Genomic DNA, 20,874 nt, shown 5'->3' on the forward strand with positions numbered 1-20,874 from the left:
TGGGAGTTAGTGGAGCTGGTTAATTTCGTCGCCGTACAGCTCATGCATCAGGCCGTCGGTCAACTGGGAAGGATGTCCATCGAACAGGATTTTGCCGCGCTGAATGCCAATCACGCGGGTGCAGTAGCTTTTAACCAGTTCGATGGAGTGCAGGTTCACCATCACGCTGATGCCCTGCTCGCTCACCTGACGCAGCACATCCATGATGCGTTTGGTGTTTTTCGGATCGAGTGACGCCACCGGTTCATCCGCCAGCAAAATGCGCGGGTTTTGCATCAGCGCCCGGCAAATCGCCACGCGCTGCATCTGGCCGCCGGAGAGGTTCTCTGCGCGCTGTAGCGCCTGCGGCAACATGTTCATCCACTGCAGCAGTTCGATGGCGCGAGCACGGTCGGTTTCGGAGAAGACTTTGAAGAACGATTTCAGCGTCGAGGTCTGGCTCAAACGACCGAGCAGCACGTTGGTCAGCACATCAAGACGTGGCACCAGACAGAAGTCCTGGAAGATCATGCCGCATTCGGTGCGCCACTCGCGCATCTGGCGGCTATTCAGCGTCACCACATCACGATCCACTTCGCCGTGGCGATTGCTGAGGATGGCGCCCTGCGACGCGCTGATGGTGCCGTTCAGCATGTGTAACAGTGTCGATTTGCCTGCGCCTGAGCGGCCAATCACCGCTACCAACTCGCCCGCATGCAGATCGAATCTGACGTTATCCAGCACCTGGTTGGCGCCGTAGGTTTTGCACAATCCCTGCACCGACAACACATTGTTGCCCTGCCCTGTCACGTGCGGGTAAGGGTTGTCGACGACGGTTTTCAGTAATGCCTGTGCCATGTTGCACTCCATCTCTTCTGAGGTGTTGATTGCCCGCTATTACGGGCAAAACGGATGAAAGCTTGATGACAGTAAAATGATTAAACGGTGACAGCGTAGGGTCGCCATTTATGGCGACCTCAATACCGCGATGAACCAGGTCGCCATGAATGGCGACCCTACGGGGTAATCAGCTGGCGCAGATGCTCGAGGGTGTCGCTCAACGCGCCATCGTTATTCAACGCATGACAATACGCGGGCAGCGGTTCGGCGGCGCGCGCCAACCGTTTTTCGATTTCCGCTTGCGGCTCGCGCCCGCGCTGCCGCAAACGCGCTTCCAGCACCGCAGGAGAAACCTGCAACACCAGCGGCAGCAGCTGCGTGCCGTAATGCTGCTGCACAATCGGCAGATGCAGGCGCGAACCGTTAACCAGCACGTTCAGCCCGCGCGCCAGCCACAGATCGATCTCCTCGCCCAGCCCGTAATGCATGCCGTGCGCCTGCCAGCTCACGGCGAACAAGCCCAGCGCCTCGCGCCGTCGGAATTCCGCCTCGCTCAGCGCCACATGGTTCTCGCCACCCGCATCGGCGGCGCGCGTGATGTAGCGATGGGCGATCAGCAGATTCTCCGGCGGCGCTTCCCGCAGCGCGTTCAGCAGGCTGTCTTTTCCCGAGCCCGAAGGCCCGGTAAGCCAGATCAGGCGCGCCATTAGAACACCAGCTTGCCTTGCGACCAGACGTGACGAATGTGCGAATGACCATGTTCGGTATGCGCCAGCACTAAATCGGCACGTAGTCCTTCGGCGATGCGACCGCGATCGTGCCGACCAATCGCCCGCGCCGGATTGCTGGTCACCAGCGCAGCCGCCTGCGGCAGCGTCAGCGTGTTGCGTTCATCGGCCACCAGGCGGAACACCGCATCGAGCAAGCTGGCCGGATAGTAGTCGGAGGAGAGAATATCCAGCAGGCCGTGGCTGGCGAGATCCGCCGCCGCCACGTTGCCGGAGTGCGAACCGCCGCGCACGATGTTGGGCGCGCCCATCAGCACCTGCATGCCGCACTCACGCGAGGCGCGTGCTGCCTCCAGCGTGGTAGGGAATTCGGCGATGGCGCTGCCGACGTCGTGGGATTCAGCAACGTGCGCCGCCGTAGCGTCGTCGTGGCTGGCGATCGGAATACCGCGCGAACGGCACAAACTGGAGATGGCGTTGCGATTCGGCGTGGAGAACTCGGCGGCCAGCGCCAGCTGCTCACGCTCAAACTGATCCATCTGCTCATCGTTGAGCTGATATTTGCCCTGATAATAGGTGCGATACATCTCCAGCGAGGCGTACTGGCGCTGACCCGGCGAGTGATCCATCAGCGACACCAGCGACAGTTCTGGCGTGTTCATCAGCTTTTCAAACAATGGCAGCGTGGTGTGATGCGGCAGCTCACAGCGCAGATGCAAATGGTGATCGGCGCGGTTAATGCCTTTGCGATTGCTGTCCTGAATCGCCTCAATCATCTTATTGAGGTTTTCGATGCGATGCCCGCCATCGCGCACGTCGCCGACGCCAATCGCATCCAGCACCGTGGTGATGCCGCTGGCGACCATCAGCGCATCGTGGCTGCTCATCGCCGAGTGCGCCGGCCAATCCACTTTGGGGCGTGGCGTGAAGAACTTGTCGAGATTATCGGTGTGTAGCTCCACCAAACCCGGCAGCAGGAAGGCGTTTTCGCCATCCAGCGCGCCCGGCAACTGGCTGACGCTATCGCTGAAACTGGCGATGCGTCCGTCGCGGATCTCCAGTGAACCCGCCACCACGTCATGCTCCAGCACCAGCCGGACGTTATTAATGATCATGCTTCTGCTCCTGCTTTCATTGGCTGCATGACGTGCAGGCGATCGGCTACGCGTTCGCGCACCGCTTCGTCATGAAAAATTCCGACAATGGCGGCACCACGGGCGCGCGCCTGTTCAATCAGTTCAACTACTGCGGCGCTGTTGGCGCTGTCGAGCGAGGCGGTCGGCTCATCCAGCAGCAGCACCGGATAGTCGGCGATAAAGCCCCGCGCGATGTTGACGCGCTGCTGCTCGCCGCCCGAGAAGGTCGACGGTGCCAGCGACCACAAACGCTCCGGCACATTGAGGCGCGTCAGCAGCTCTTTGGCACGCTTTTCGCAGAAGGCGCGCTCGGTGCCGCGCTCCAGCAGCGGCTGCATGACGATCTCCAGCGTCGGCACGCGCGGAATGACGCGCAAAAACTGGCTGACCCAGCCAACGGTGTGACAGCGAATCGCCAGAATCTGCCGCGCGGGCGCGTTAGCCATGTCGATCCATTCGCCCTGATGTTGCAGCCAGATGTGGCCGCTGTTGGCCTGATAGTTGCCGTACAGCGCACGCAGCAGCGTGGATTTTCCGCTGCCGGAGCGGCCATGCAGCACCACACATTCGCCGCCGCTGACTTCAAGATTAGCGTCCTGCAATACCGGCAGCGCGGCGCTGCTTTGGTTGTGCAGCACAAAGGTTTTGCTCAGATGCTCTACGCGCAGTAAAGGTTGCATAGTGATGTCCTGATGATTTTGATAGTTGTGCTGGTCTTCGAGAAGGTCGCCATAAATGGCGACCCTACGGGGCGATACGGTTGCATTGGGCACGTCGTAGGGTCGCCATTTATGGCGACCTTGTTCATCTCAACTCAGCACCGATGAAACCAGCAACTGGGTATACGGATGATGCGGATCGTCCAGCACCCGATCGGTCAACCCGCTCTCCACCACGCGGCCCTGCTTCATCACCAGCAGGCGATGCGCCAGCAACCGCGCCACGCCGAGATCGTGCGTCACAATCACCACCGCCAGATTCAGCTCGCGCACCAGCGTGCGCAGCAGATCCAGCAGGCGCGCCTGCACCGACACATCCAGCCCGCCGGTCGGTTCATCCATAAATACCAGCGTCGGCTGCGTCACCAGGTTGCGCGCAATCTGTAAACGCTGCTGCATGCCGCCCGAGAACGTGGTGGGCAGATCGTCGATGCGATTAGCGGAGATCTCCACATCCTGCAGCCAGCGCATCGCTTCTTTACGGATATCGCCGTAATGACGATGACCTACCGCCATCAAGCGCTCACCGATATTGCCGCCCGCTGTCACCTGCGGACGCAAACCGTCAAGTGGATGCTGATGCACCACGCCCCATTCGGTGCGCAGCAAGCGGCGGCGATCGCTCTCACTCAGCTGATAGAGATCCTGCGCGCGATAGAGAATGTTGCCCTGCTGCGGCGTTAAGCGTGCCGACAGGCTGCGCAGCAAGGTGGTTTTACCGGATCCGGATTCCCCAACAATGCCCAACACTTCGCCGGGATAGAGCTCAAAACTCACCTCTTCAAAGCCTTTGCCGGGCGCATAAAGGTGGGTGAGATTGTTGACCGCAAGCAGCGGCTGTTCACTGTGCATGCTGTTGTTCCTGCTGCTGGTGGCAAAAATCGGTATCGGAGCAGACAAACATGCGCGTACCGGCGTCATCCATCACCACCTCGTCGAGGTAGCTGTGGCGCGAACCGCACAACGCGCAGGGTTCTTCCCATTGCTGCACGCTAAACGGGTGATCGTCGAAGTCGAGGCTTTCCACTTTGGTGTACGGCGGCAGCGCATAGATGCGTTTCTCACGCCCGGCACCAAACAGCTGCAGCGCCGGCATCATGTGCATCTTCGGGTTGTCGAATTTGGGGATTGGCGACGGATCCATCACGTAGCGATTGTTGACCTTCACCGGATAAGCGTAAGTGGTGGCGATGTGGCCGTAGCGGGCGATATCTTCATACAGTTTCACCTGCATGATGCCGTACTCTTCCAGCGCGTGCATGGTGCGGGTTTCGGTCTCGCGCGGCTCGATAAAGCGCAGCGGCTCGGGGATCGGCACCTGGAAAATCAGAATCTGGTCTTCTTCGAGCGGCGTTTCCGGAATGCGGTGACGCGTCTGGATCAGCGTGGCGTCACGGGTAGCTTCGGTGGTAGCCGCGCCGCTGACGCGCTGGAAGAAGCGACGAATCGATACCGCGTTGGTGGTGTCATCCGCGCCCTGATCGATCACCTTCAGCACATCGGCATCGCCAATGATGCTGGCGGTGATCTGAATGCCGCCGGTGCCCCAGCCGTAAGGCATCGGCATTTCGCGTCCGGCAAACGGCACCTGATAACCAGGAATTGCCACCGCTTTCAGAATCGCGCGGCGGATGGTGCGTTTGGTCTGCTCATCCAGATAACCGTTGTTGTAGCCGGTTAACTCACTCATGGTTCTGCTCCTGATGCTGTTGGCGCAGCCGTTTCAGCAGCTCAAGCTCCGCCTGGAAATCGACGTAGTGCGGCAGTTTCAGATGCGAGACAAAGCCCGCCGCTTCCACGTTGTCGGCATGCGACAGCACAAACTCTTCGTCCTGCGCCGGACCGGCAATGCGTTCGTGGTACTCTGGCGCCTGCAGCGCGCGGTCCACCAGCGCCATCGCCATCGCTTTGCGTTCGGAGCGACCAAACACCAGGCCGTAACCGCGCGTAAAGTGCGGCGCACTGTCGGTTTCGGTGGTGAAGCCGTTCACCATCTCGCATTCGGTCAGCAGGATTTCGCCAATCTCAATCTCAAAGCCCAGCTCTTCCGGGCAGATCGAGACGCTGAGATAGCCGGTACGAATTTCGCCGGCGAACGGATGGTTGCGGCCGTAGCCGCGCTGCGTCGAGTAGCCCAGCGCCAGCAAGAAACCTTCGTCGCCGCGCACCAGCTGTTGCAGGCGTGCGGCGCGCGTGGCCGGGTAACCTGGCGGTTCGCGGGTGATGTCGCACGGCTCGCTACCGTCATCCTCTTCACGTGCCGCTAATCCTTCTGCCGTCATCATGCTGAACACGTGCGGACAGCGTTCGGGCAGCGCCTGATCGTCACGCGGTGCAGCGGGCGTTTCGCCGTTTGCCAGCAGCGTAAAGTCGAGCAGACGATGGCTGTAATCGTAAGTTGGGCCGAGAACCTGGCCGCCCGGCAAATCTTTGTAGACGGCGGAGATACGACGTTCGAGGCGCATCTCGGCGGTTGTCAGCGCCAGGCTGTCGGCGAGACGCGGCAGCGTGGTGCGATAGGCGCGCAGCAGGAAGATCGCTTCCACCAAATCGCCGCTTGCCTGTTTAATCGCTAAGGCCGCCAGCTGTGGATCGTAGATGCCGCCTTCGGTCATCACGCGATCGACCGCTAAACCCAACTGTTGCGCGACCTGATCGCAGCCCAATTCGGCAACGTCGCGATCGCCACGACGCAGATCGGCCTGCAGCTCATGGGCGCTGGCAATCGCCTTTTCGCCCCCTTTTACCGCAACGTACATCAGCACACCTCCACGTCGGTGGTGCGTGGCAGCGCCATCATCGCTTCACCGCAGGTGAAAATCAGATCCACGCCCTGTGGGAACGGATGCGGACGCTCACGCAGATAATGCAAGATCGCTTCTGGCAGCTGCGGCGCAATGGCACGCGATTCACGTAAGCCGGGACCGGAAAGGCGCAGCGTTAACCCGCCGCTCAGTGACGGCACTTCCACAATCAGCGTGGTGCTCTTCTCCGGTGACATGTTATCGCCAGAGGCGAACAGCGCCGGATCGGGATTGGCCGCCGCGTGCGTTAGCGCAAAAGGTGCATCGCGCTCATCAACAATCGGCACGCCGGTATGGAAACGCAGGTTGCTGCGCACCACTTCATTATCAATGCGATTATCCAGCCACAATGCGCTCTCCTGATCGACCAGCGTCAGCAGCACCGCCGTGGCCGCTGGCGAGAGATCGCCCCAGCCCTGTTGCAGCGGCAGCGACACCATCACGCCCGGCTCGCTCATCGCTTTTAAAATGCGGCGAAAGGCCCGTTGGGCATCAGCCACCGGATGGTTAAAACTTGCCAGTAAAGTCATCAGTTATCTCCGCGAACCAGCGTAAAGAAATCCACTTTGGAGCTGGCGATTTCACGCGCGCGCAGCTGACGCTGCTCTTCACGCAGTGCCGCCAGCGGGGCAATCAATTTTTTCTGTAACAGCGCCTGGGTTTCCGGCTGTTGCAGCAGCGCATCAATCAGCGCGCAGCGTTCGGCGTGCGCTTTGTCGCGCCCCAGCACGTAGCTAAAGCCGAGCGTGCCGTCGTGCAGTTTCACCACCGCGCGCGTTACTGTGGCATCGCCCATCACGAAGCGTTTGCCGCTGCCGCCCATGCGCGCCTGCAAACGGGTTAAGCCGGTTTCTGCCGGGCGGATGCGTTCAAAATCGGCGTTGAGGCGTAACGGCTGCCAGTGCGCCTCAAGCTGGTTGGCATCGCTGTGCGCCAGCACCGAGAGCCAATGCTGGCGGGCTGTTTGCTGTGTCATTCGTGCTCCAGGGTCAGTTCAATCATGTCGCCACGCGTCAGGCTGACGGAGTATTCCGCTACCTGACCGTCGCTGTGTTTATTCAGGGTGCGCACGCACAGTAGCGGCGACTGCAGCGCAATCTCCAGCTGCTTGCACTCTTTGGCCTGCGCGCGACGGGTGCTGATACGGGTTTGGCTGCGCGTCAGGCTCAGGCCGAGCTGCTGCTGCATAAAATCGTGCAGCGAACCGCTGTGGAACTGTTGCAGCGCTGGCCACCAGCTGAGTTCCGCCAGGAAGTGGTTGATGACGCACACCGCCACGCCATTGACGCGGCGCAGCGTGCGCAAGTGAATGACGTTGTCGCCTTCATTCACGCCCAGCGCGCTCGCCACATCGCTGCTCGCCGGGCGCAGCACCGCCAGCAGACGCTCGCTGGTGGGATGACTGCCCTGCTCCATCAGGTTCTGGCTGAAGCGCGCTTGCGCATGCAGCGGATAATCGTAAGGACGCATCAGCACCAAAATGCCGACGCCGTGACGCCGTTGCAGCAGGCCTTTATTGACCAGCTCATCGACTGCGCGGCGCAAGGTGTGACGATTCACTTCGTAGTGATCGGCCAGTTGCTGCTCGGAAGGCAGATAGTCGCCGCAGCGATAGCGCTCCTGCAGCGCCTGCTCCAGTTGGGCGGCAACGGCCTGATACACAGTGGTCGGATGTCTGGATATCTCCATCACGCTCAATACCTCATTCGCATTGGTTGAGGAACGCAGCGGGCTTGCTGCGGGATGGCGATTACATTGCGCATGTCAGATGACAGCGCCGTGACGGCTCAATGACGGGCGGATGAATTTGCTTTAGGGCAGCAGAATCACAGCGAAACGGTAGCGGTTTTAATAAATTATTTTTAACTGTTCTCTTTGTGACAGTGTTCAAAAATTTACCACTTATTTACATCACGCTTTCAACGACCTTACAGGATACAGCCTGCCGATGTTCTGCTAAGTTAAAAGATGAATCCTTCTTGTCAGGCCAACCTTAAAATGATTAACGCAATAAAACTATCGGATGGTTTTCGCCGCAACTTTGTTCGTGAAGTAATTTTGCCACTGATGGCAATTTTGCTGCTTACCTTTGTCGGCGCGGGCGTGGGTCTGTTCTGGGGGACATCATTAACCAATAACGAAGCGCGCGATCAGCAACAGCGCATGATCGAGGCTTCCTTTACTCAGAGCCTGACGGAACACTTGCGCCAATTGCGCAGCCTGACGCGCTGGTCACCGCTCGCCGATCAGCTGGCGTCGCCGCATCCCGACCAAAGCTGGCTGACGCAAAATGTCGGCGGTTGGCTGTATGACATGTTTGATCATCAGCTGGTGGTGCTGCTGGATCGCGATAACCAGCTGATCAACGTGTGGCGCAATGGCCAGCCGGTGCCGGACAAGCGCATCGGCCCGTATCTGCAGGACATGCTGAACAGCCCGCTGGTGCAAAACAGCGATGTGGTGGCGGGCCCAACCGATCACGCCGATTTCGTGCGCATTGGCCAACGCGCTGCCGCGCTGGCGGTGGGCGATATCAGCAGCACCAAACAGGCCGGGCGCTATCGTCTGGTGAGCATTAAGTTTCTCGATGATGGCTATCTGCGCAACCTCGCCGATCGCAGCCAGCTGCGCCAGCTGCACTTCAGCGACAGCGAACCGGCAGGACAAACCAAAGCGCGCTTTATGTTGAATTCACAACAGGGCGATCCGGTCGGCTATCTCAGCTGGAATCCGGACAAACCGGGCGCACAGATGATGCGCACCATTGGCCCTTCTACTTTGTTGTCGGTGCTGCTGATTACCGTGCTGTGTTTGGTGATGGTGCGGCGCATCTGGACCTCGTCACTCAAGCTGTCGCAGTCGCTCTTAAAGCTCGGTGCCAGTGAAGCGCAGGCACAGCATCTGGCCTTTCATGATGTGTTAACCGGTTTGCCGAATCGTTCACTGGTGGAAGATCGCTTAACCCAGGCGCTGGCGGTAGCCGGACGCCACGATCAGCGCGTGGCGCTGCTGCTGCTGGATCTGGATCGCTTCAAAAATATCAACGATACCTACGGCCATCACGCTGGCGATGAGCTGATTATTGAGGTGGCGCGTCGACTCAACGAGATTGTGCGCGCCAGCGACACTGTCGGTCGTATTGGCGGCGACGAGTTCATCATTGTGATGCCGGATGTGGAGAATATTGGTCAGGTGCAATCGCTGGCGAAACGCATCATCAGCCGTCTGAGCGAGCCTTATCAGCTGGTCGGCAGCGAACTGTGGGTTGGCGTGAGCGTTGGACTGGCGCTGGCACCGAAGGATGGCATCGACCGGATGGAGCTGATGCGCAAAGCGGATATCGCGCTTTATGACGCCAAGAATCACGGGCGCGGCCAGTATCGCCAGTTCGAAAAAGTGATGGATGAATCGCTGCGCACCCGCCAGCAGATGGCGGCGGATTTACGTCAGGCGCTGGTGAAATTTGAGGGATTAGCGGTGTGGTATCAGCCGTTGATGGATATCAGCGGCCAGCATGTGGTGGGACTGGAAGCGCTGTTACGCTGGCATCACGCCATGCGCGGCGACGTTTCGCCGGGTGATTTCATCGCCATCGCCGAAGAGACCGGCATGATCATTCCGCTCGGCGAATGGGTGCTGCGCGAAGCCTGCAAAACCGCACTGAAGCTGCCGGATATTGTGGTGGCGGTGAACGTCTCGCCGGTGCAGTTCCGCGCGGTGAATTTTGTCGAACGCATCATTCATATCGTGCAGGAAGAAGGTGCCGATCCTAGACGCATGGAGCTGGAGATCACCGAAGGCGTGCTGATTGAGGATGAACACGAGGCGCGCAACAGCATCATCGCGCTGCGTGAGGCCGGTTTCCGCATCGCGCTGGATGATTTTGGTACCGGCTATTCGAGCCTTAATTACCTCAGCACCTTCCCGGTGGACAAAATCAAAATCGACCGTTCGTTCACCCAGTCGCTGGGCGTGGCGCAGAACTCTACCGCGATTGTTGAATCGGTGGTGCGGCTGGGCCACGCGATGGGCTTAACGGTGACCGCCGAAGGTGTCGAAACCGAAGGCCAGAAAAACGCGCTGGCCGATGCGGGCTGCAATCAGCTGCAAGGGTATTTGTTTAGCCACGCGGTGCCGTTTAGTGAGATTGAGAAGATGATGTGATCGAACACACGTTGCGGTACCGCGCCCATCCCCGCATTGCGCAATGAATACGTGCACGCTTCCGTAGCGGCGCGATTCATCGCGCGGTTTTGACATTCAATTAATAATCTGGAATCCAGCTCGGGCTAATAAAACCTGAAACTGACAGAAAGATCACGATGAATGATTCTCTGCAAAAAGGAGAATCCAATGAATCGACGGAAAAATACACGCCTACAAAATTATGATTATTCTTCACCAGGCGCATATTTCATTACGCTGGTCACTCGCTCACGGGCACCCCTTTTCGGCCGGATTAATCATGGGCAGATAATTGATTCACAGATTGGCAGCGTTGCAAGGAAAGAATGGCAAGCATTACCAAAAAGAATTCCGGGGATAAAATTAGACCTTTTCATTCTGATGCCTAACCACCTTCATGGGATTATATGGTTAACCGATGGAAACTCACTTCCGCTTTCACGGATTATTGCTTTTTATAAAGCGGGTGTGAGTCGAATATGTCATCAATCCATCTGGCAATATAATTTTCACGAACGCGTTATTCGTGATGAGCGGGAGTTGTATTTTGCCAGACAATATATTGAGCAAAATCCATTACGTTGGGAGTTAGATCGTTATTATCCAGCAGGCTAAACGCACCTTACCGTAGCGGCGCGATTCATCGCGCGGTTTTGAATTATCCTGGAGACATCGCGCCCATCCCGGCATTGCGCAATAAATTGCGCCGCTACGGTATGTGCCAATGTTGGGTTCATTACTTACAAACCGCACATATTTATCGCGCATGTTAATGGTGGCAGCGCGCCTGTCCGGGCATTGCGCAATAAATTGCGCCGCTACAGTATGTGCGAATGTTGGGTTAATACCTACAACTGCATCGCCGGATAACGCTGCTTAAGCTGGTCAAAGATCGTCTGCATCTGCGTGTCCAGCGGCTGCGCATCGCGCTCGGCGGCCACCGCCGTAAACACCTGCTGCTTAAGAAAATGACGCCAGCTTACCGGCGCGGCGGCCAGAAATGCCGTCAGCATGCGATAGCGCTCCGGCGTCCAAATCGCTTCAAACGCAGTACGCGCCATACCGTGATCAAAATGCTGCGCCGCCGAAGATAGCATCTCAGCCCGCAGCCGCGCGGTTTCCACCTCATCAATCTCACCGTCGCGCAGTGCCACGCCGTAGCTGTCACGCGCCACTTGCTCAGAGACAAATCCACAGCGCACATCCTGCACTACCTGCTGCACATTGCGTTCCACCGGCAAACCGTAACCGCCCGCGCCGGGTCCGCGCACCTCGACGATATCGCCCGGCTGGCAGTGAATGACGTCGGTGTTACCGTGTTCAATCGCGGTGCCGTTACGCAGCGTGCGGAAGTGCGACAGGCCGCCGGATTCGCCGCCCAGCACGCCCGCCGAGGCGAACACCGAACGGTTGCGGTTGCGCGCTGTCACCGTGGTATTCGGTGCAAAAACCTCAAACGCCATCTCGGTGGCTAAACCGCCGCGATAGCGTCCGGCTCCGGCGCTGTCGACGGCTAAGCCGTAGCGATGGAAATGGATTGGCACTTCCGCTTCATTGATCTCAATCGGCGTGTTTTTCAGGAACGCCGATAACCCGCCGGATCCGTCCGGGCCATCGTGGCGCGGCGTGCCACCTGCCCCGCCGCCGACTGGACCGAGCGAGGCCACCACGCTGCGGTTGGCGCTATCGGTGGTGCGGATGTTCATGATCGAATTACCGCCCGGCGAATTGGCCGGTAAGCGATCGGGGATCGCCTGCGAAAATACGCCGAGCGTGGCGATTTGCGACAGCGCGCAAGTCAGCGAGCGCATGCCGACCGCCGCCGGTGCTTCGCAGTTCATCACCGTGCCCGGCGGCAGAATGGCGCGCGTCGGCCGCAAAGTGCCGGCGTTGAGCAGTAGATTACGATCCAGCGTCGACAGCACATACGTCACGCCGACCAGCGCCAGCGGATGACGTTCGCGTCCGCCGGTCGGCATGTTCAGCGACGAAGCCAGCTGCGGATCGCTGCCGGTGTAATCCAGCTCCAGCGTGTCGCCGCTGACGCGCAAGGTGATCGCCACGCGGCACGGGAAACCGCCTTCGCCATCTTCATCGGCGAAATCAGCATAGAAATATTCGCCATCCGGAATGGTGTTGATAATGCTGCGCGCCTGCGCTTCGGCGTAATCAAGAATCCCTTCGATACCTTGCAGAAAATCGGTGACGCCAAAACGCGCGATGATGTCGTGGATTTTGCGTTCGCCGACGTTGACCGAGGCGATCTGCGCTTTGAAGTCGCCCCAGTTCTGCTCCGGCGCGCGCACGTTGAGGCGCATGATGCGCGCCACTTCCTCATTCAGTTCGCCGTTGCGCACGATTTTCAGCGGCGGGATACGAATCCCTTCCTGCACGATATCGGTGAGCGAGCGCGATAAAGACGCGGGCACCGCGCCGCCGACGTCGGTGTTGTGGATGTGTCCCACCACAAAGCAGACAATTTCGCCGCCATGAAACACCGGTTTCCAGATATGGATATCCGGCGAGTGCGTGGCGACATTACCGGCGTAGGAATCGTTGGTGATGCAGATATCGCCCTCTTCGTAGCTGTCGATCAGCGCCAAAACCGGGCCGTAATCGATGCCGCTGTACCAGGGCGCGCCAAAGCTGCGCGGTGAGGCGAACGCCAGGCCGTCGCGGCTGACGATCTGGCAGGAAAAATCTTCCGTCTCTTTGACGAAAGTGGAGTGCGCGGTGCGCATCAGCGTAAAGCCCATCGCATCAGCGGCGGCCGCGCAGTAGTTGGCCAGAATTTGCAGGTTACGTCCGTCAATCGCCATGTTAGTTCGCCTCCACTGGCGTGATCAGCAGGTTGCCAAAGCTATCCACATCCACTTTCATGTTGGGCGGCACGCAGGTGGTGCAGTCATCCTGCGCGACAATCACCGGGCCAATCAGCTGATGTCCGGCGCGCAGCGTGGCGCGCAACACCACATCCACCTGATGCGCCGCGCCATCGATCCACGCGCTAACCTGCTGCGCTACTTCAACTGGCGCGTCGGCGGCAGCCAGCTGATTGAGCGTCGGTTTCGGCGTGGGCGAGGCGATCACTAAGCGCAAATTGATGATTTGCACCGGCGCGCCGGCATCAAAGTGACCAAACAGCTGCTGATGCTGGCGATCAAAGGCATCATGCAACGCCGTGACGTCGGCCTGCGTCAGCCAGTGCGGCTCGAGCGCCACTTCGATTTCAAATGACTGGCCGCGATAGCGCATGTCGGCGCTGTAGTGCAGCGTGAACGGCATATGCGCGCCATGCTGGCTGCTGAGCCAGTCACGCGCGCGCTGGCTCAGCGCCTCGGCTTCGGTCGCCAGACGATCCGCCAGCGAAGCATCAAGATCGCTATACAGCGTGCGGATAAAGTCGTTACGGATATCCGCCACTAAACCACCTAGCGCCGACAGCACGCCCGGCGTCGGCGGCACGATCACCCCTTTCATATTCAGCTCGCGCGCGAGGAAGCAGCCCATCATCGGACCCGCACCGCCAAAGGCGAGGAACCAGAATTCACGCGGATCGAGGCCGAAGCGCGACAGCAAACCGCTGGTGTCGCCATACATGCTGGAGATCGCCAGCTCGATGGCAGTTTCGGCGGTCTCTTCAATGCTGATGCCGAGCGAATCCGCCAGCGGCTGCCACGCGGCGCGCGCGGCGGCGACATCCACCTGCACCGCGTTGTAGCCGAGATCGCCGTGACCAATCATGCCGCAGGCAGCAAAAGCATCGGTGGCGGTCGGCTGCGTGCCGCCGCGCTGAAAGCACACCGGGCCCGGCAGCGAACCGGCGCTGTCCGGCCCCATTTGCAGCACGCCCTGATTATCAATCCACGCCAGCGAGCCGCCGCCCTGCCCAACGGACGTCACCGCCACCGACGGAATATAGATTGGGAAATCACCGATGATTTCGCCGTTGCCCTGCGCGACCTGGCCATCAACGATCACCGCCACGTCGGCGCTGGTGCCGCCAATATCGAGGCTGAGGATTTTGTCGAAGCCGCAGGCGCTGGCGAGGAAGCTGGCACCGATCACGCCCGATGCGGTACCGGACAGCACCATCTGCACGCACTCGCTTTTCGCCTGCTCGACGCCCATCACACCGCCGTTAGATTTGGTAATACGCGGCGGCGGTTTAACGCCCATGGTTTTTAGCGCGCGTTCAAAGGATTCGAGGTAGTTGATCACCATCGGCTGCACGTAGGCGTTGATGGTGGCAGTAATGGTGCGTTCGTATTCGCGGATGATCGGCCAGATATCGGCGGAGCAGGAGGTCAGTAAATCGGGCGCATGCTGATTAATGATGGCTTTCACCGCCGCTTCGTTGTGGCGGTTGCGATAGCTGTGCAGCAGCGATACCACAATCCCCTGACAACCAGCTTCGCGCGCGGCGTCGATCGCATCCAGCACGCTTTGCTTATCAACCTCGGTTAACACGTTGCCGTGGCGATCGGTGCGCTCTTTAATGGCAAACACCCGGTCGCGCGAAATCAGCGGTGCCGGGCGGCGTGAAAAAAGGTCATGTATGTGCGGGATCTTCAGGCGCGCCAGCTCCAGCACATCGCAAAAACCTTCGGTGGCGAACAGCGCCAGCTTTACGCCGCGTCGTTGGATCACCGCATTGATACCAACGGTGGTGCCGTGGGTGAAGTAGTCAATTTGTTGCGGATCGATACCATCGCGCTGCTGCAGCTGGGTTAACCCGGTGAGGATTTCACTGCCGGGTTGATCCGGTCGCGACAGCACTTTCAACGTGTGGATCTGATTGGTGTGTTCATCCAGCACGGCGAAATCGGTGAACGATCCGCCAATATCGACGCCAACGCGGTAAGCCATGTGAAAACTCCAGTGTCAGGAGGGAGGAAATTCCATCAATTTGTTTGCATCCTGCACCACGCGCCAGCCGAGGCGCTGATAGAGCGGATGCGCATCATTGGTCGAGAGCATCCAGCGGTGCACCGTCGCCAGCTCTGGATGCGCACGCACGCACGTTGCCAGCCAGCTGCCTAATCCGTGACCGCGCCAGTTCTCATCAATCATCACATCGCACAGCCAGCCGAAACGGGTGTAATCCGTTACTAATCTTGCAAATCCAATTTGCTGATTTTGGTGATACAGGCCGAACGGCAATGAACCAGCAAAGGCGCGCTCGGTTTTGGCGCGCGGCTGGTCTTGTGCCCAGTAGGATTTTTCCGTCAGCTGCTGATGGATATAATCAAAATCCAGCCTGGCGCGTTCGGTGGAGAGCGTGAAGGCATCGCGCTGCCAGATGTGATCGGGAATGGTGAGTGCGCTCATAACAACTCCTTGTATCGGTGGGAATCAGTGTAAGAGGGTTGGTTTAACCGTGAAAACCGAAGCACGGCCGCTAACGCGCAGGATGCAGCGATTTTGCCACCGGAATGAAATTTTATGCTGTGGTGCTGGCGCATCACTGGTCAGCTTCATTATATGGCTGCGATAGCCCATACCTAATCCGCTTTGAGACCTTTCTCGTCAGCCTAATTAACAACTTCAATTAACCTCCCTCGCAGCCTCACGGTAACCAGTGCACGCCTGAGCGCGTGGCTGAACACGCAAATAAATACCTTTAACGTAAGTGATTAAAAGAAGGACCTTTATCGATGAATATTCTTGACTACACCGGAACCAAATATATTGAGAGAGCAACCTCTCTTCCCACCATTCCAGGCGATTCCGGCGAGAAAGGCAAAACCGGCATCGTCGCGCTGGTCTCCGTTGGCGGTAAATTTTTCGAACTGCCGGTTGATCCGGTAACCGGCAAGTTTACCTGGGTCGCGACCGAAGCGATGCCGGATGGTGATTACAGCGTCTCGATTGCCATCAAAGATCGCGCCGGTAACGTTGGCCAGCCGACCTTACGCACCCTGCGCATTGATACCACGCCGCCGGAAGCCCCTGTTCTGATTAATCTGTATGACGACCAGGGTACAGAACAGCGCAGCTTCGATCCTGGCTCAACGACTGATGACAAACGCCCGACGCTGACCGGCGTGGCTCAAAAAGGCACCACGGTTTACCTGCTCAATGATAAAGGCGACAAAATCGGCAGCGCGGTAGCAGATAAAGATACCGGCGTGTGGAAGATGGAGCCGGCACAGGATCTTGCAGATGGCACCAATGCGCTGCGTCTGGTCGCTGAAGAGAAATTTGCGGATGTGACCCGTGCGGGCTCACCTTCTGCGCCGTTTACCATTGTGATTGGCGAAGACGCGTCCGTTCTGCCGCCAAACACCATCACCATTAAAGAAGCCATCGACGACGTCGGCGCTTACATGGGCAAACTCAGCAGCGGTGCGCTGACCGACGACACCACACCAACCCTGCGCGGCGACGTTTCGGCCGGCAACGCGGTCACCGTCTACTATCGTCTCGCGGGCAGCAGCACCTGGACCGGCAGCGCCACCGCGACGGTGAACGGCACCGAATGGAGCTGGACGCCGGACAGCGCGCTGGCTTACGGCGAATATGAGTTCCAGGCCAGCATCGGCGGCTTCAGCAGCAGCCTGTTCACGCTGGATATCGCCACCGCCGCAGATATCGCCAGCAAAACCCGCATCGAAATGGTGAAGGATGATTTTGGTGCCTGGCAGGGTGAGCTGAGCAGCGGCGCGATAACCGACGACGCCACGCCATCGTTCAGCGGTCGCGGTGAAGCCAACGGCAAAGTGGTACTGCGATTCGCACAGGTTGGGCAGCTCGCGAATACCGTTGTGGTCGATGTGGACAGCAGCGGTAAATGGACGTGGACGCCAGCATCAGGCCTGCCAGCCGGTAACTGGAGTTTCGAGGTTCAGCCGCAGGGACACAACGCCTGGTCAGACACCTTCTCACTGAGCATCACCGGCAGCGACGGTTTTAACCCGGTTATCACCGACGGTTACGACGACATGGGCACGCCTAAGGCGCTGGCAAACGGTGACAGCACCGACGACACCACGCCAACCCTGAACGGCCATGCCGAAGCCAACAGCATCGTTTATCTGCGTGCGACCAGCGGTACAAACGCCACCGTTTACAGCGTCACCGCTGATACCGCTGGCAACTGGACCTGGACGCCACCGGGCACACTGGCCTACGGCAAGTGGGATTTCCAGGCGAGCAAAACGTCAACGGGGGGATGGAGTAACGCCTTCACGCTAAATCTGGAAGTTGAGAAGGTGGGAACTTCAGGTGAGGATGATTTTGACTGGGTTGACCGTTATAATTATGAATATTATGGCTCACAGAGCCCATATGGCGATAGGTCCCCAGTACCAGAAAACACCTTACTGGCTAGTGGACTCAGAGTACTCAAGACAGCTGAAGTCATATGGCGACCTGATACCCAATGGATATCTATAAACCCAAGCGACAATAGATTAGGTGTTACGAATGGCATGTCCGTGGGTTGGGATGATGGTACAACAGACATTGAACTTAGTTTCAGTGGAGGATCACCAGGAACAAAAGTATTTATCGCTTATATAAAAATTTATGACACTAATGGTAAGTTCATCACTCAGGAAAATTATGGTGCAGAGGCAGAAAGATACAGTTCAACAGTTTTCATATATACCGCACCAGACGATAGATTAATTGGAAAAATTGAAGTCACGAAGAACTCAGGCTCCCTCGCCGTTGCCATTAATAACATCCGCTGGGGAACCAAATCCCTGAATTCATTTGCTATAGATGAAGAATCTCAGTCGACATTATTGCATGATGACAGCATCCATCAGTTATACAGTGCAGATGATTTAGCGAGTCAGAAAATCACCGGTAGTGAAGATGAAATCGACACCCTGCAACTTACCGGTTCGGGACAGCTTCTCGATTTGACCGTGCAGAATAGCTCAATTGAATCTATTGAAATTATCGACATTACCGGTAGCGGCGATAATATTCTTAAACTGGATCTTAACGCCCTGCTGCAGCACGGTGAAAAAGATCTGTTTATTGAAGACGGTAAAACGCAGCTGCTGGTAAAAGGCGACGAAGGCGATGTGGTTCAGTTGGTCGATATTCTGCCGGAAGGCAGCGATATCAGCGAATGGCAGCATCAGGAGGGCACGGTTACCGTTGCGGGTGTGGAATATAACGTGTATAGCCACGGCGATGATGCTGAATTACTGGTGCAGCAAGGTGTGAAAACTGAACTGGTTTAATGTTTAAATCATTAATCCGTTCTGTGATTTAAATTCAGGCCACCGTGTTATTGCGGTGGCTTTTTTGTGTCCGAATAACAAACCGCACATTCCGTAGCGGCGCGATTAATCGCGCGGTTTGGATTTAATGGTTTACATATCGTGCCCGCAGATGAAGTGCGCCGTTACGGGATGTGCGGGGGAATAGTTCAGTGCTGCTCTTACGCCAGGTCGCCATAAATGGCGACCCTACAAAAACGCGTAAATAACATTCGTAGGGTCGCCATTTATGGCGACCTCTATTGCAGACACATTAATAACTCAACCAAACTCCACCGAATTCTGTTTCGAAATTAACGATCTCAACGGCACGCTACTTTTCATAATCGGTGATTTAATCACGATATAACTGAAATATTTGTCGATGCCGATCTGCGCATCCAGCATCTTCTCAATCACTTCCTGGTAATGTTCAATGCTGCGGGTAATAAAGCGCAACAAATAGTCATAACCGCCGGTAATTAAATGGCACTCCATTAACTCATCCACCTCACGCACCGCATTTTCGAATTTCATAAAATCTTCGCGGCGATGGCCAGAGAGCGTGACTTCGGTAAATACCGTCACGGAATCGGTGATTTTGGTCAGATTGATGTGGGCTTCATAACCGTTGATAAATCCGGCCTGTTCAAGACGCTTGACGCGTTGCAGGCACGGACTGGGCGAAAGCCCAACGGCATCGGCGAGATTGACGTTGCTGATACGGCCATCTTTCTGGAGTTGCACCAGAATATTGATGTCGATGCGGTCGAGTTTCATTAAGCCGTTCATAGCACCCCTCATTGCCAACCGATTAGGTTTAACCTCCCGAAGATATAACACGCTTTAAGGTAAATGTGCTATCTCGTTAACTGGTTATACCAGCGGGAGGTTTTCAAATTACTGCAATAATTTCAATGAGGAAGCGCTTTTTAACCCAGTCGACCGCTGGCGCGCGCCAGCGCGATATCAAAGATATGCAGCGCTTCTTCCAGTTGCGAATCGGTGGTGACCAGCGGCGCGAGGAAGCGCACGGTGTTGCGATGAATGCCGCACTTTATCAGCAGCAAACCTTCCTGACAGGCGCAGTCGAGAATTTTCTGCGTCATCGCCGCATCCGGCTTTTTGGTCTCGAAATCAATGATCTCAACCGCCTGCATAAAGCCAATGCCGCGCACATCGCCGATGCAGGCATACTTCTCGGCCAGCTGTTGCAGGCGCGCGTTAAGCTGCTCGCCGAGCTGATTGGATCGCGCCAGCAGATTGTCATTTTCCAATAGATCCAGCACCGCCAGCGCCGCCGCACAGGCCAGCGCGTTGCCGCCATAAGTGCCGCCTAAACCGCCCGGCTGTGGCGCATCCATGATCGCCGCTTTACCGACCACGCCAGAGATCGGCAAACCGCCGCCGATACTTTTCGCCACCGTCACCAGATCCGGCGTGATGCCGAGATGCTGGAAAGCGAACATCTTGCCGGTGCGACCAAAGCCGGTTTGCACTTCATCGAGAATCAGCACAATGCCGTGCTTCTCGGTGATACGGCGCAGCGCCTGCATGAAGTTAGCGCCAGCCTGCAGGAAGCCGCCATCGCCCTGCACCGGTTCGATGATGATCGCCGCCACGCGTTCTGGCGCGATTTGCACCGCGAACAGCTGATCCAGTGCTTTCAGGCAGTCATCATCGCTCACGCCGTGGAAGGCATTCGGGAACGGTAAACGATAGATATCGGATGGGAACGGACCGAAGTTCTGTTTGTAAGGCGCGGACATGCCGGTCAGCGTGGTGCCGAGCAGTGTGCGGCCATGAAACGCACCGTCGAAGGCGATGATGCCGCTGCGTTTGGTGTGGGCGCGCGCAATCTTCACGGCATTTTCTACTGCTTCCGCGCCGCTGGTGAAGAACACGCTTTTGAAATCTTCACCGCCGCCGACCAGCGCATTGAGGCGCTTAGCCAGCTCGATGTAGCCCGGATACGCCACCACCTGGAAACAGGCGTGCGATACCAAACCGAGTTGTTTGGTGACCGCGTTGACCACCGCCGGATGGTTGTGCCCGACGTTCAGCACGCCGATACCGCCGACGAAATCGAGATAGCGATTGCCCTCCACGTCCCACACTTCGCTGCCTTTCGCCCGCTCGATCACCAACTGATGCGCAGTGATTACGCCACGTGGCACATGCTGCTCACGCGCGTCCAGTAACAGGCTGTTATCGGAATATGTTTGCTGCTCCGCCATGACATTCTGCATTTTAAAACCCCTTTC

General features: G+C 57.6%; 18 protein-coding genes. 3 read left to right on the forward strand and 15 right to left on the reverse strand.

Annotated elements, in window-relative coordinates; translation table 11 throughout:
- Positions 1–6: 6 nt before the first annotated feature.
- The 10 genes from phnC to phnF form a co-directional block, all read right to left on the reverse strand.
- Positions 7–837 (reverse strand): phosphonate ABC transporter ATP-binding protein, encoded by an 831-nt coding sequence (gene phnC, locus ACXIZX_RS11625; protein WP_479404194.1) that lies wholly within the window; start codon positions 835–837, stop codon positions 7–9.
- A 158-nt stretch (positions 838–995) separates the two neighbouring features.
- On the reverse strand, positions 996–1,526 hold the full coding sequence (gene phnN / locus ACXIZX_RS11630) for a ribose 1,5-bisphosphokinase (RefSeq protein WP_479404195.1): 531 nt from the start codon (positions 1,524–1,526) through the stop codon (positions 996–998).
- Positions 1,526–2,662 carry an alpha-D-ribose 1-methylphosphonate 5-triphosphate diphosphatase gene (gene phnM, locus ACXIZX_RS11635; RefSeq protein ID WP_479404196.1) on the reverse strand — a complete coding sequence of 379 codons (1,137 nt, stop codon included), beginning with the start codon at positions 2,660–2,662 and terminating at the stop codon, positions 1,526–1,528. Before phnM ends, phnN begins: the two co-directional genes overlap by 1 nt.
- Complete coding sequence (phnL, locus tag ACXIZX_RS11640) at positions 2,659–3,363, reverse strand: phosphonate C-P lyase system protein PhnL (protein WP_008105503.1); 705 nt, start codon at positions 3,361–3,363, stop codon at positions 2,659–2,661. Before phnL ends, phnM begins: the two co-directional genes overlap by 4 nt.
- 129 nt (positions 3,364–3,492) lie before the next feature.
- Positions 3,493–4,254 carry a phosphonate C-P lyase system protein PhnK gene (gene phnK / locus ACXIZX_RS11645; protein WP_479404197.1) on the reverse strand — a complete coding sequence of 254 codons (762 nt, stop codon included), beginning with the start codon at positions 4,252–4,254 and terminating at the stop codon, positions 3,493–3,495.
- Entirely contained in the window at positions 4,244–5,092 is an 849-nt protein-coding gene (locus tag ACXIZX_RS11650) for an alpha-D-ribose 1-methylphosphonate 5-phosphate C-P-lyase PhnJ (protein WP_479404198.1), read from the reverse strand. The genes phnK and ACXIZX_RS11650 overlap by 11 nt, the downstream gene beginning before the upstream one ends.
- Positions 5,085–6,161: a carbon-phosphorus lyase complex subunit gene (locus ACXIZX_RS11655; RefSeq protein ID WP_479404199.1), complete on the reverse strand. Its 1,077-nt coding sequence runs from the start codon at positions 6,159–6,161 to the stop codon at positions 5,085–5,087. The genes ACXIZX_RS11650 and ACXIZX_RS11655 overlap by 8 nt, the downstream gene beginning before the upstream one ends.
- Positions 6,161–6,736 carry a phosphonate C-P lyase system protein PhnH gene (phnH, locus tag ACXIZX_RS11660; protein WP_008105512.1) on the reverse strand — a complete coding sequence of 192 codons (576 nt, stop codon included), beginning with the start codon at positions 6,734–6,736 and terminating at the stop codon, positions 6,161–6,163. Before phnH ends, ACXIZX_RS11655 begins: the two co-directional genes overlap by 1 nt.
- On the reverse strand, positions 6,736–7,182 hold the full coding sequence (phnG, locus tag ACXIZX_RS11665; protein WP_479404200.1) for a phosphonate C-P lyase system protein PhnG: 447 nt from the start codon (positions 7,180–7,182) through the stop codon (positions 6,736–6,738). Before phnG ends, phnH begins: the two co-directional genes overlap by 1 nt.
- Positions 7,179–7,895 (reverse strand): phosphonate metabolism transcriptional regulator PhnF, encoded by a 717-nt coding sequence (gene phnF / locus ACXIZX_RS11670; RefSeq protein WP_008105516.1) that lies wholly within the window; start codon positions 7,893–7,895, stop codon positions 7,179–7,181. The genes phnG and phnF overlap by 4 nt, the downstream gene beginning before the upstream one ends.
- 309 nt (positions 7,896–8,204) lie before the next feature.
- Between phnF and ACXIZX_RS11675 the strand changes: the two genes are divergently transcribed.
- Together ACXIZX_RS11675 and ACXIZX_RS11680 are read left to right on the forward strand one after the other, a co-directional pair.
- Positions 8,205–10,370, forward strand: coding sequence for a bifunctional diguanylate cyclase/phosphodiesterase (locus ACXIZX_RS11675; RefSeq protein ID WP_277966267.1), 2,166 nt, complete (start codon positions 8,205–8,207; stop codon positions 10,368–10,370).
- A 189-nt stretch (positions 10,371–10,559) separates the two neighbouring features.
- On the forward strand, positions 10,560–11,006 hold the full coding sequence (locus ACXIZX_RS11680; RefSeq protein ID WP_479404201.1) for a transposase: 447 nt from the start codon (positions 10,560–10,562) through the stop codon (positions 11,004–11,006).
- Between the two features lie 233 nt (positions 11,007–11,239).
- On the opposite strand, the gene ACXIZX_RS11685 is transcribed toward ACXIZX_RS11680, so the two are convergent.
- The 3 genes from ACXIZX_RS11685 to ACXIZX_RS11695 are packed head-to-tail and all read right to left on the reverse strand — an operon-like array spanning position 11,240 to position 15,722.
- Entirely contained in the window at positions 11,240–13,210 is a 1,971-nt protein-coding gene (locus tag ACXIZX_RS11685) for a hydantoinase B/oxoprolinase family protein (protein WP_479404202.1), read from the reverse strand.
- A 1-nt stretch (position 13,211) separates the two neighbouring features.
- Positions 13,212–15,260, reverse strand: a complete 2,049-nt coding sequence (locus ACXIZX_RS11690; RefSeq protein WP_479404203.1) for a hydantoinase/oxoprolinase family protein — start codon at positions 15,258–15,260, stop codon at positions 13,212–13,214.
- 15 nt (positions 15,261–15,275) lie between these two features.
- Positions 15,276–15,722, reverse strand: a complete 447-nt coding sequence (locus ACXIZX_RS11695; protein WP_479404204.1) for a GNAT family N-acetyltransferase — start codon at positions 15,720–15,722, stop codon at positions 15,276–15,278.
- Between the two features lie 326 nt (positions 15,723–16,048).
- On the opposite strand from ACXIZX_RS11695, the gene ACXIZX_RS11700 reads away from it, so the two are divergent.
- A complete protein-coding gene (locus ACXIZX_RS11700; RefSeq protein WP_479404205.1) occupies positions 16,049–18,592 on the forward strand; it encodes an Ig-like domain-containing protein in 2,544 nt (847 codons plus the stop codon).
- A 300-nt stretch (positions 18,593–18,892) separates the two neighbouring features.
- On the opposite strand, the gene ACXIZX_RS11705 is transcribed toward ACXIZX_RS11700, so the two are convergent.
- Positions 18,893–19,402, reverse strand: a complete 510-nt coding sequence (locus ACXIZX_RS11705; RefSeq protein ID WP_008109584.1) for an Lrp/AsnC family transcriptional regulator — start codon at positions 19,400–19,402, stop codon at positions 18,893–18,895.
- Between the two features lie 140 nt (positions 19,403–19,542).
- A complete protein-coding gene (gene gabT, locus ACXIZX_RS11710; RefSeq protein WP_179450244.1) occupies positions 19,543–20,859 on the reverse strand; it encodes a 4-aminobutyrate--2-oxoglutarate transaminase in 1,317 nt (438 codons plus the stop codon).
- Positions 20,860–20,874: the final 15 nt, after the last annotated feature.

This window comes from Candidatus Pantoea symbiotica (assembly GCF_056491525.1).

Excerpts from the sequence above, each read along its gene's own strand:
- ACXIZX_RS11650 (WP_479404198.1), bottom strand. The coding sequence starts at position 5,092 with ATGAGTGAGTTAACCGGCTACAACAACGGTTATCTGGATGAGCAGACC.
- ACXIZX_RS11655 (WP_479404199.1), bottom strand. The coding sequence starts at position 6,161 with ATGTACGTTGCGGTAAAAGGGGGCGAAAAGGCGATTGCCAGCGCCCAT.
- ACXIZX_RS11685 (WP_479404202.1), bottom strand. The coding sequence starts at position 13,210 with ATGGCGATTGACGGACGTAACCTGCAAATTCTGGCCAACTACTGCGCG.
- ACXIZX_RS11680 (WP_479404201.1), top strand. The coding sequence starts at position 10,560 with ATGAATCGACGGAAAAATACACGCCTACAAAATTATGATTATTCTTCA.
- phnH (WP_008105512.1), bottom strand. The coding sequence starts at position 6,736 with ATGACTTTACTGGCAAGTTTTAACCATCCGGTGGCTGATGCCCAACGG.
- ACXIZX_RS11690 (WP_479404203.1), bottom strand. The coding sequence starts at position 15,260 with ATGGCTTACCGCGTTGGCGTCGATATTGGCGGATCGTTCACCGATTTC.
- phnF (WP_008105516.1), bottom strand. The coding sequence starts at position 7,895 with ATGGAGATATCCAGACATCCGACCACTGTGTATCAGGCCGTTGCCGCC.
- phnC (WP_479404194.1), bottom strand. The coding sequence starts at position 837 with ATGGCACAGGCATTACTGAAAACCGTCGTCGACAACCCTTACCCGCAC.
- phnL (WP_008105503.1), bottom strand. The coding sequence starts at position 3,363 with ATGCAACCTTTACTGCGCGTAGAGCATCTGAGCAAAACCTTTGTGCTG.
- phnN (WP_479404195.1), bottom strand. The coding sequence starts at position 1,526 with ATGGCGCGCCTGATCTGGCTTACCGGGCCTTCGGGCTCGGGAAAAGAC.
- phnG (WP_479404200.1), bottom strand. The coding sequence starts at position 7,182 with ATGACACAGCAAACAGCCCGCCAGCATTGGCTCTCGGTGCTGGCGCAC.
- ACXIZX_RS11695 (WP_479404204.1), bottom strand. The coding sequence starts at position 15,722 with ATGAGCGCACTCACCATTCCCGATCACATCTGGCAGCGCGATGCCTTC.
- gabT (WP_179450244.1), bottom strand. The coding sequence starts at position 20,859 with ATGCAGAATGTCATGGCGGAGCAGCAAACATATTCCGATAACAGCCTG.
- phnM (WP_479404196.1), bottom strand. The coding sequence starts at position 2,662 with ATGATCATTAATAACGTCCGGCTGGTGCTGGAGCATGACGTGGTGGCG.
- phnK (WP_479404197.1), bottom strand. The coding sequence starts at position 4,254 with ATGCACAGTGAACAGCCGCTGCTTGCGGTCAACAATCTCACCCACCTT.
- ACXIZX_RS11675 (WP_277966267.1), top strand. The coding sequence starts at position 8,205 with ATGATTAACGCAATAAAACTATCGGATGGTTTTCGCCGCAACTTTGTT.
- ACXIZX_RS11700 (WP_479404205.1), top strand. The coding sequence starts at position 16,049 with ATGAATATTCTTGACTACACCGGAACCAAATATATTGAGAGAGCAACC.
- ACXIZX_RS11705 (WP_008109584.1), bottom strand. The coding sequence starts at position 19,402 with ATGAACGGCTTAATGAAACTCGACCGCATCGACATCAATATTCTGGTG.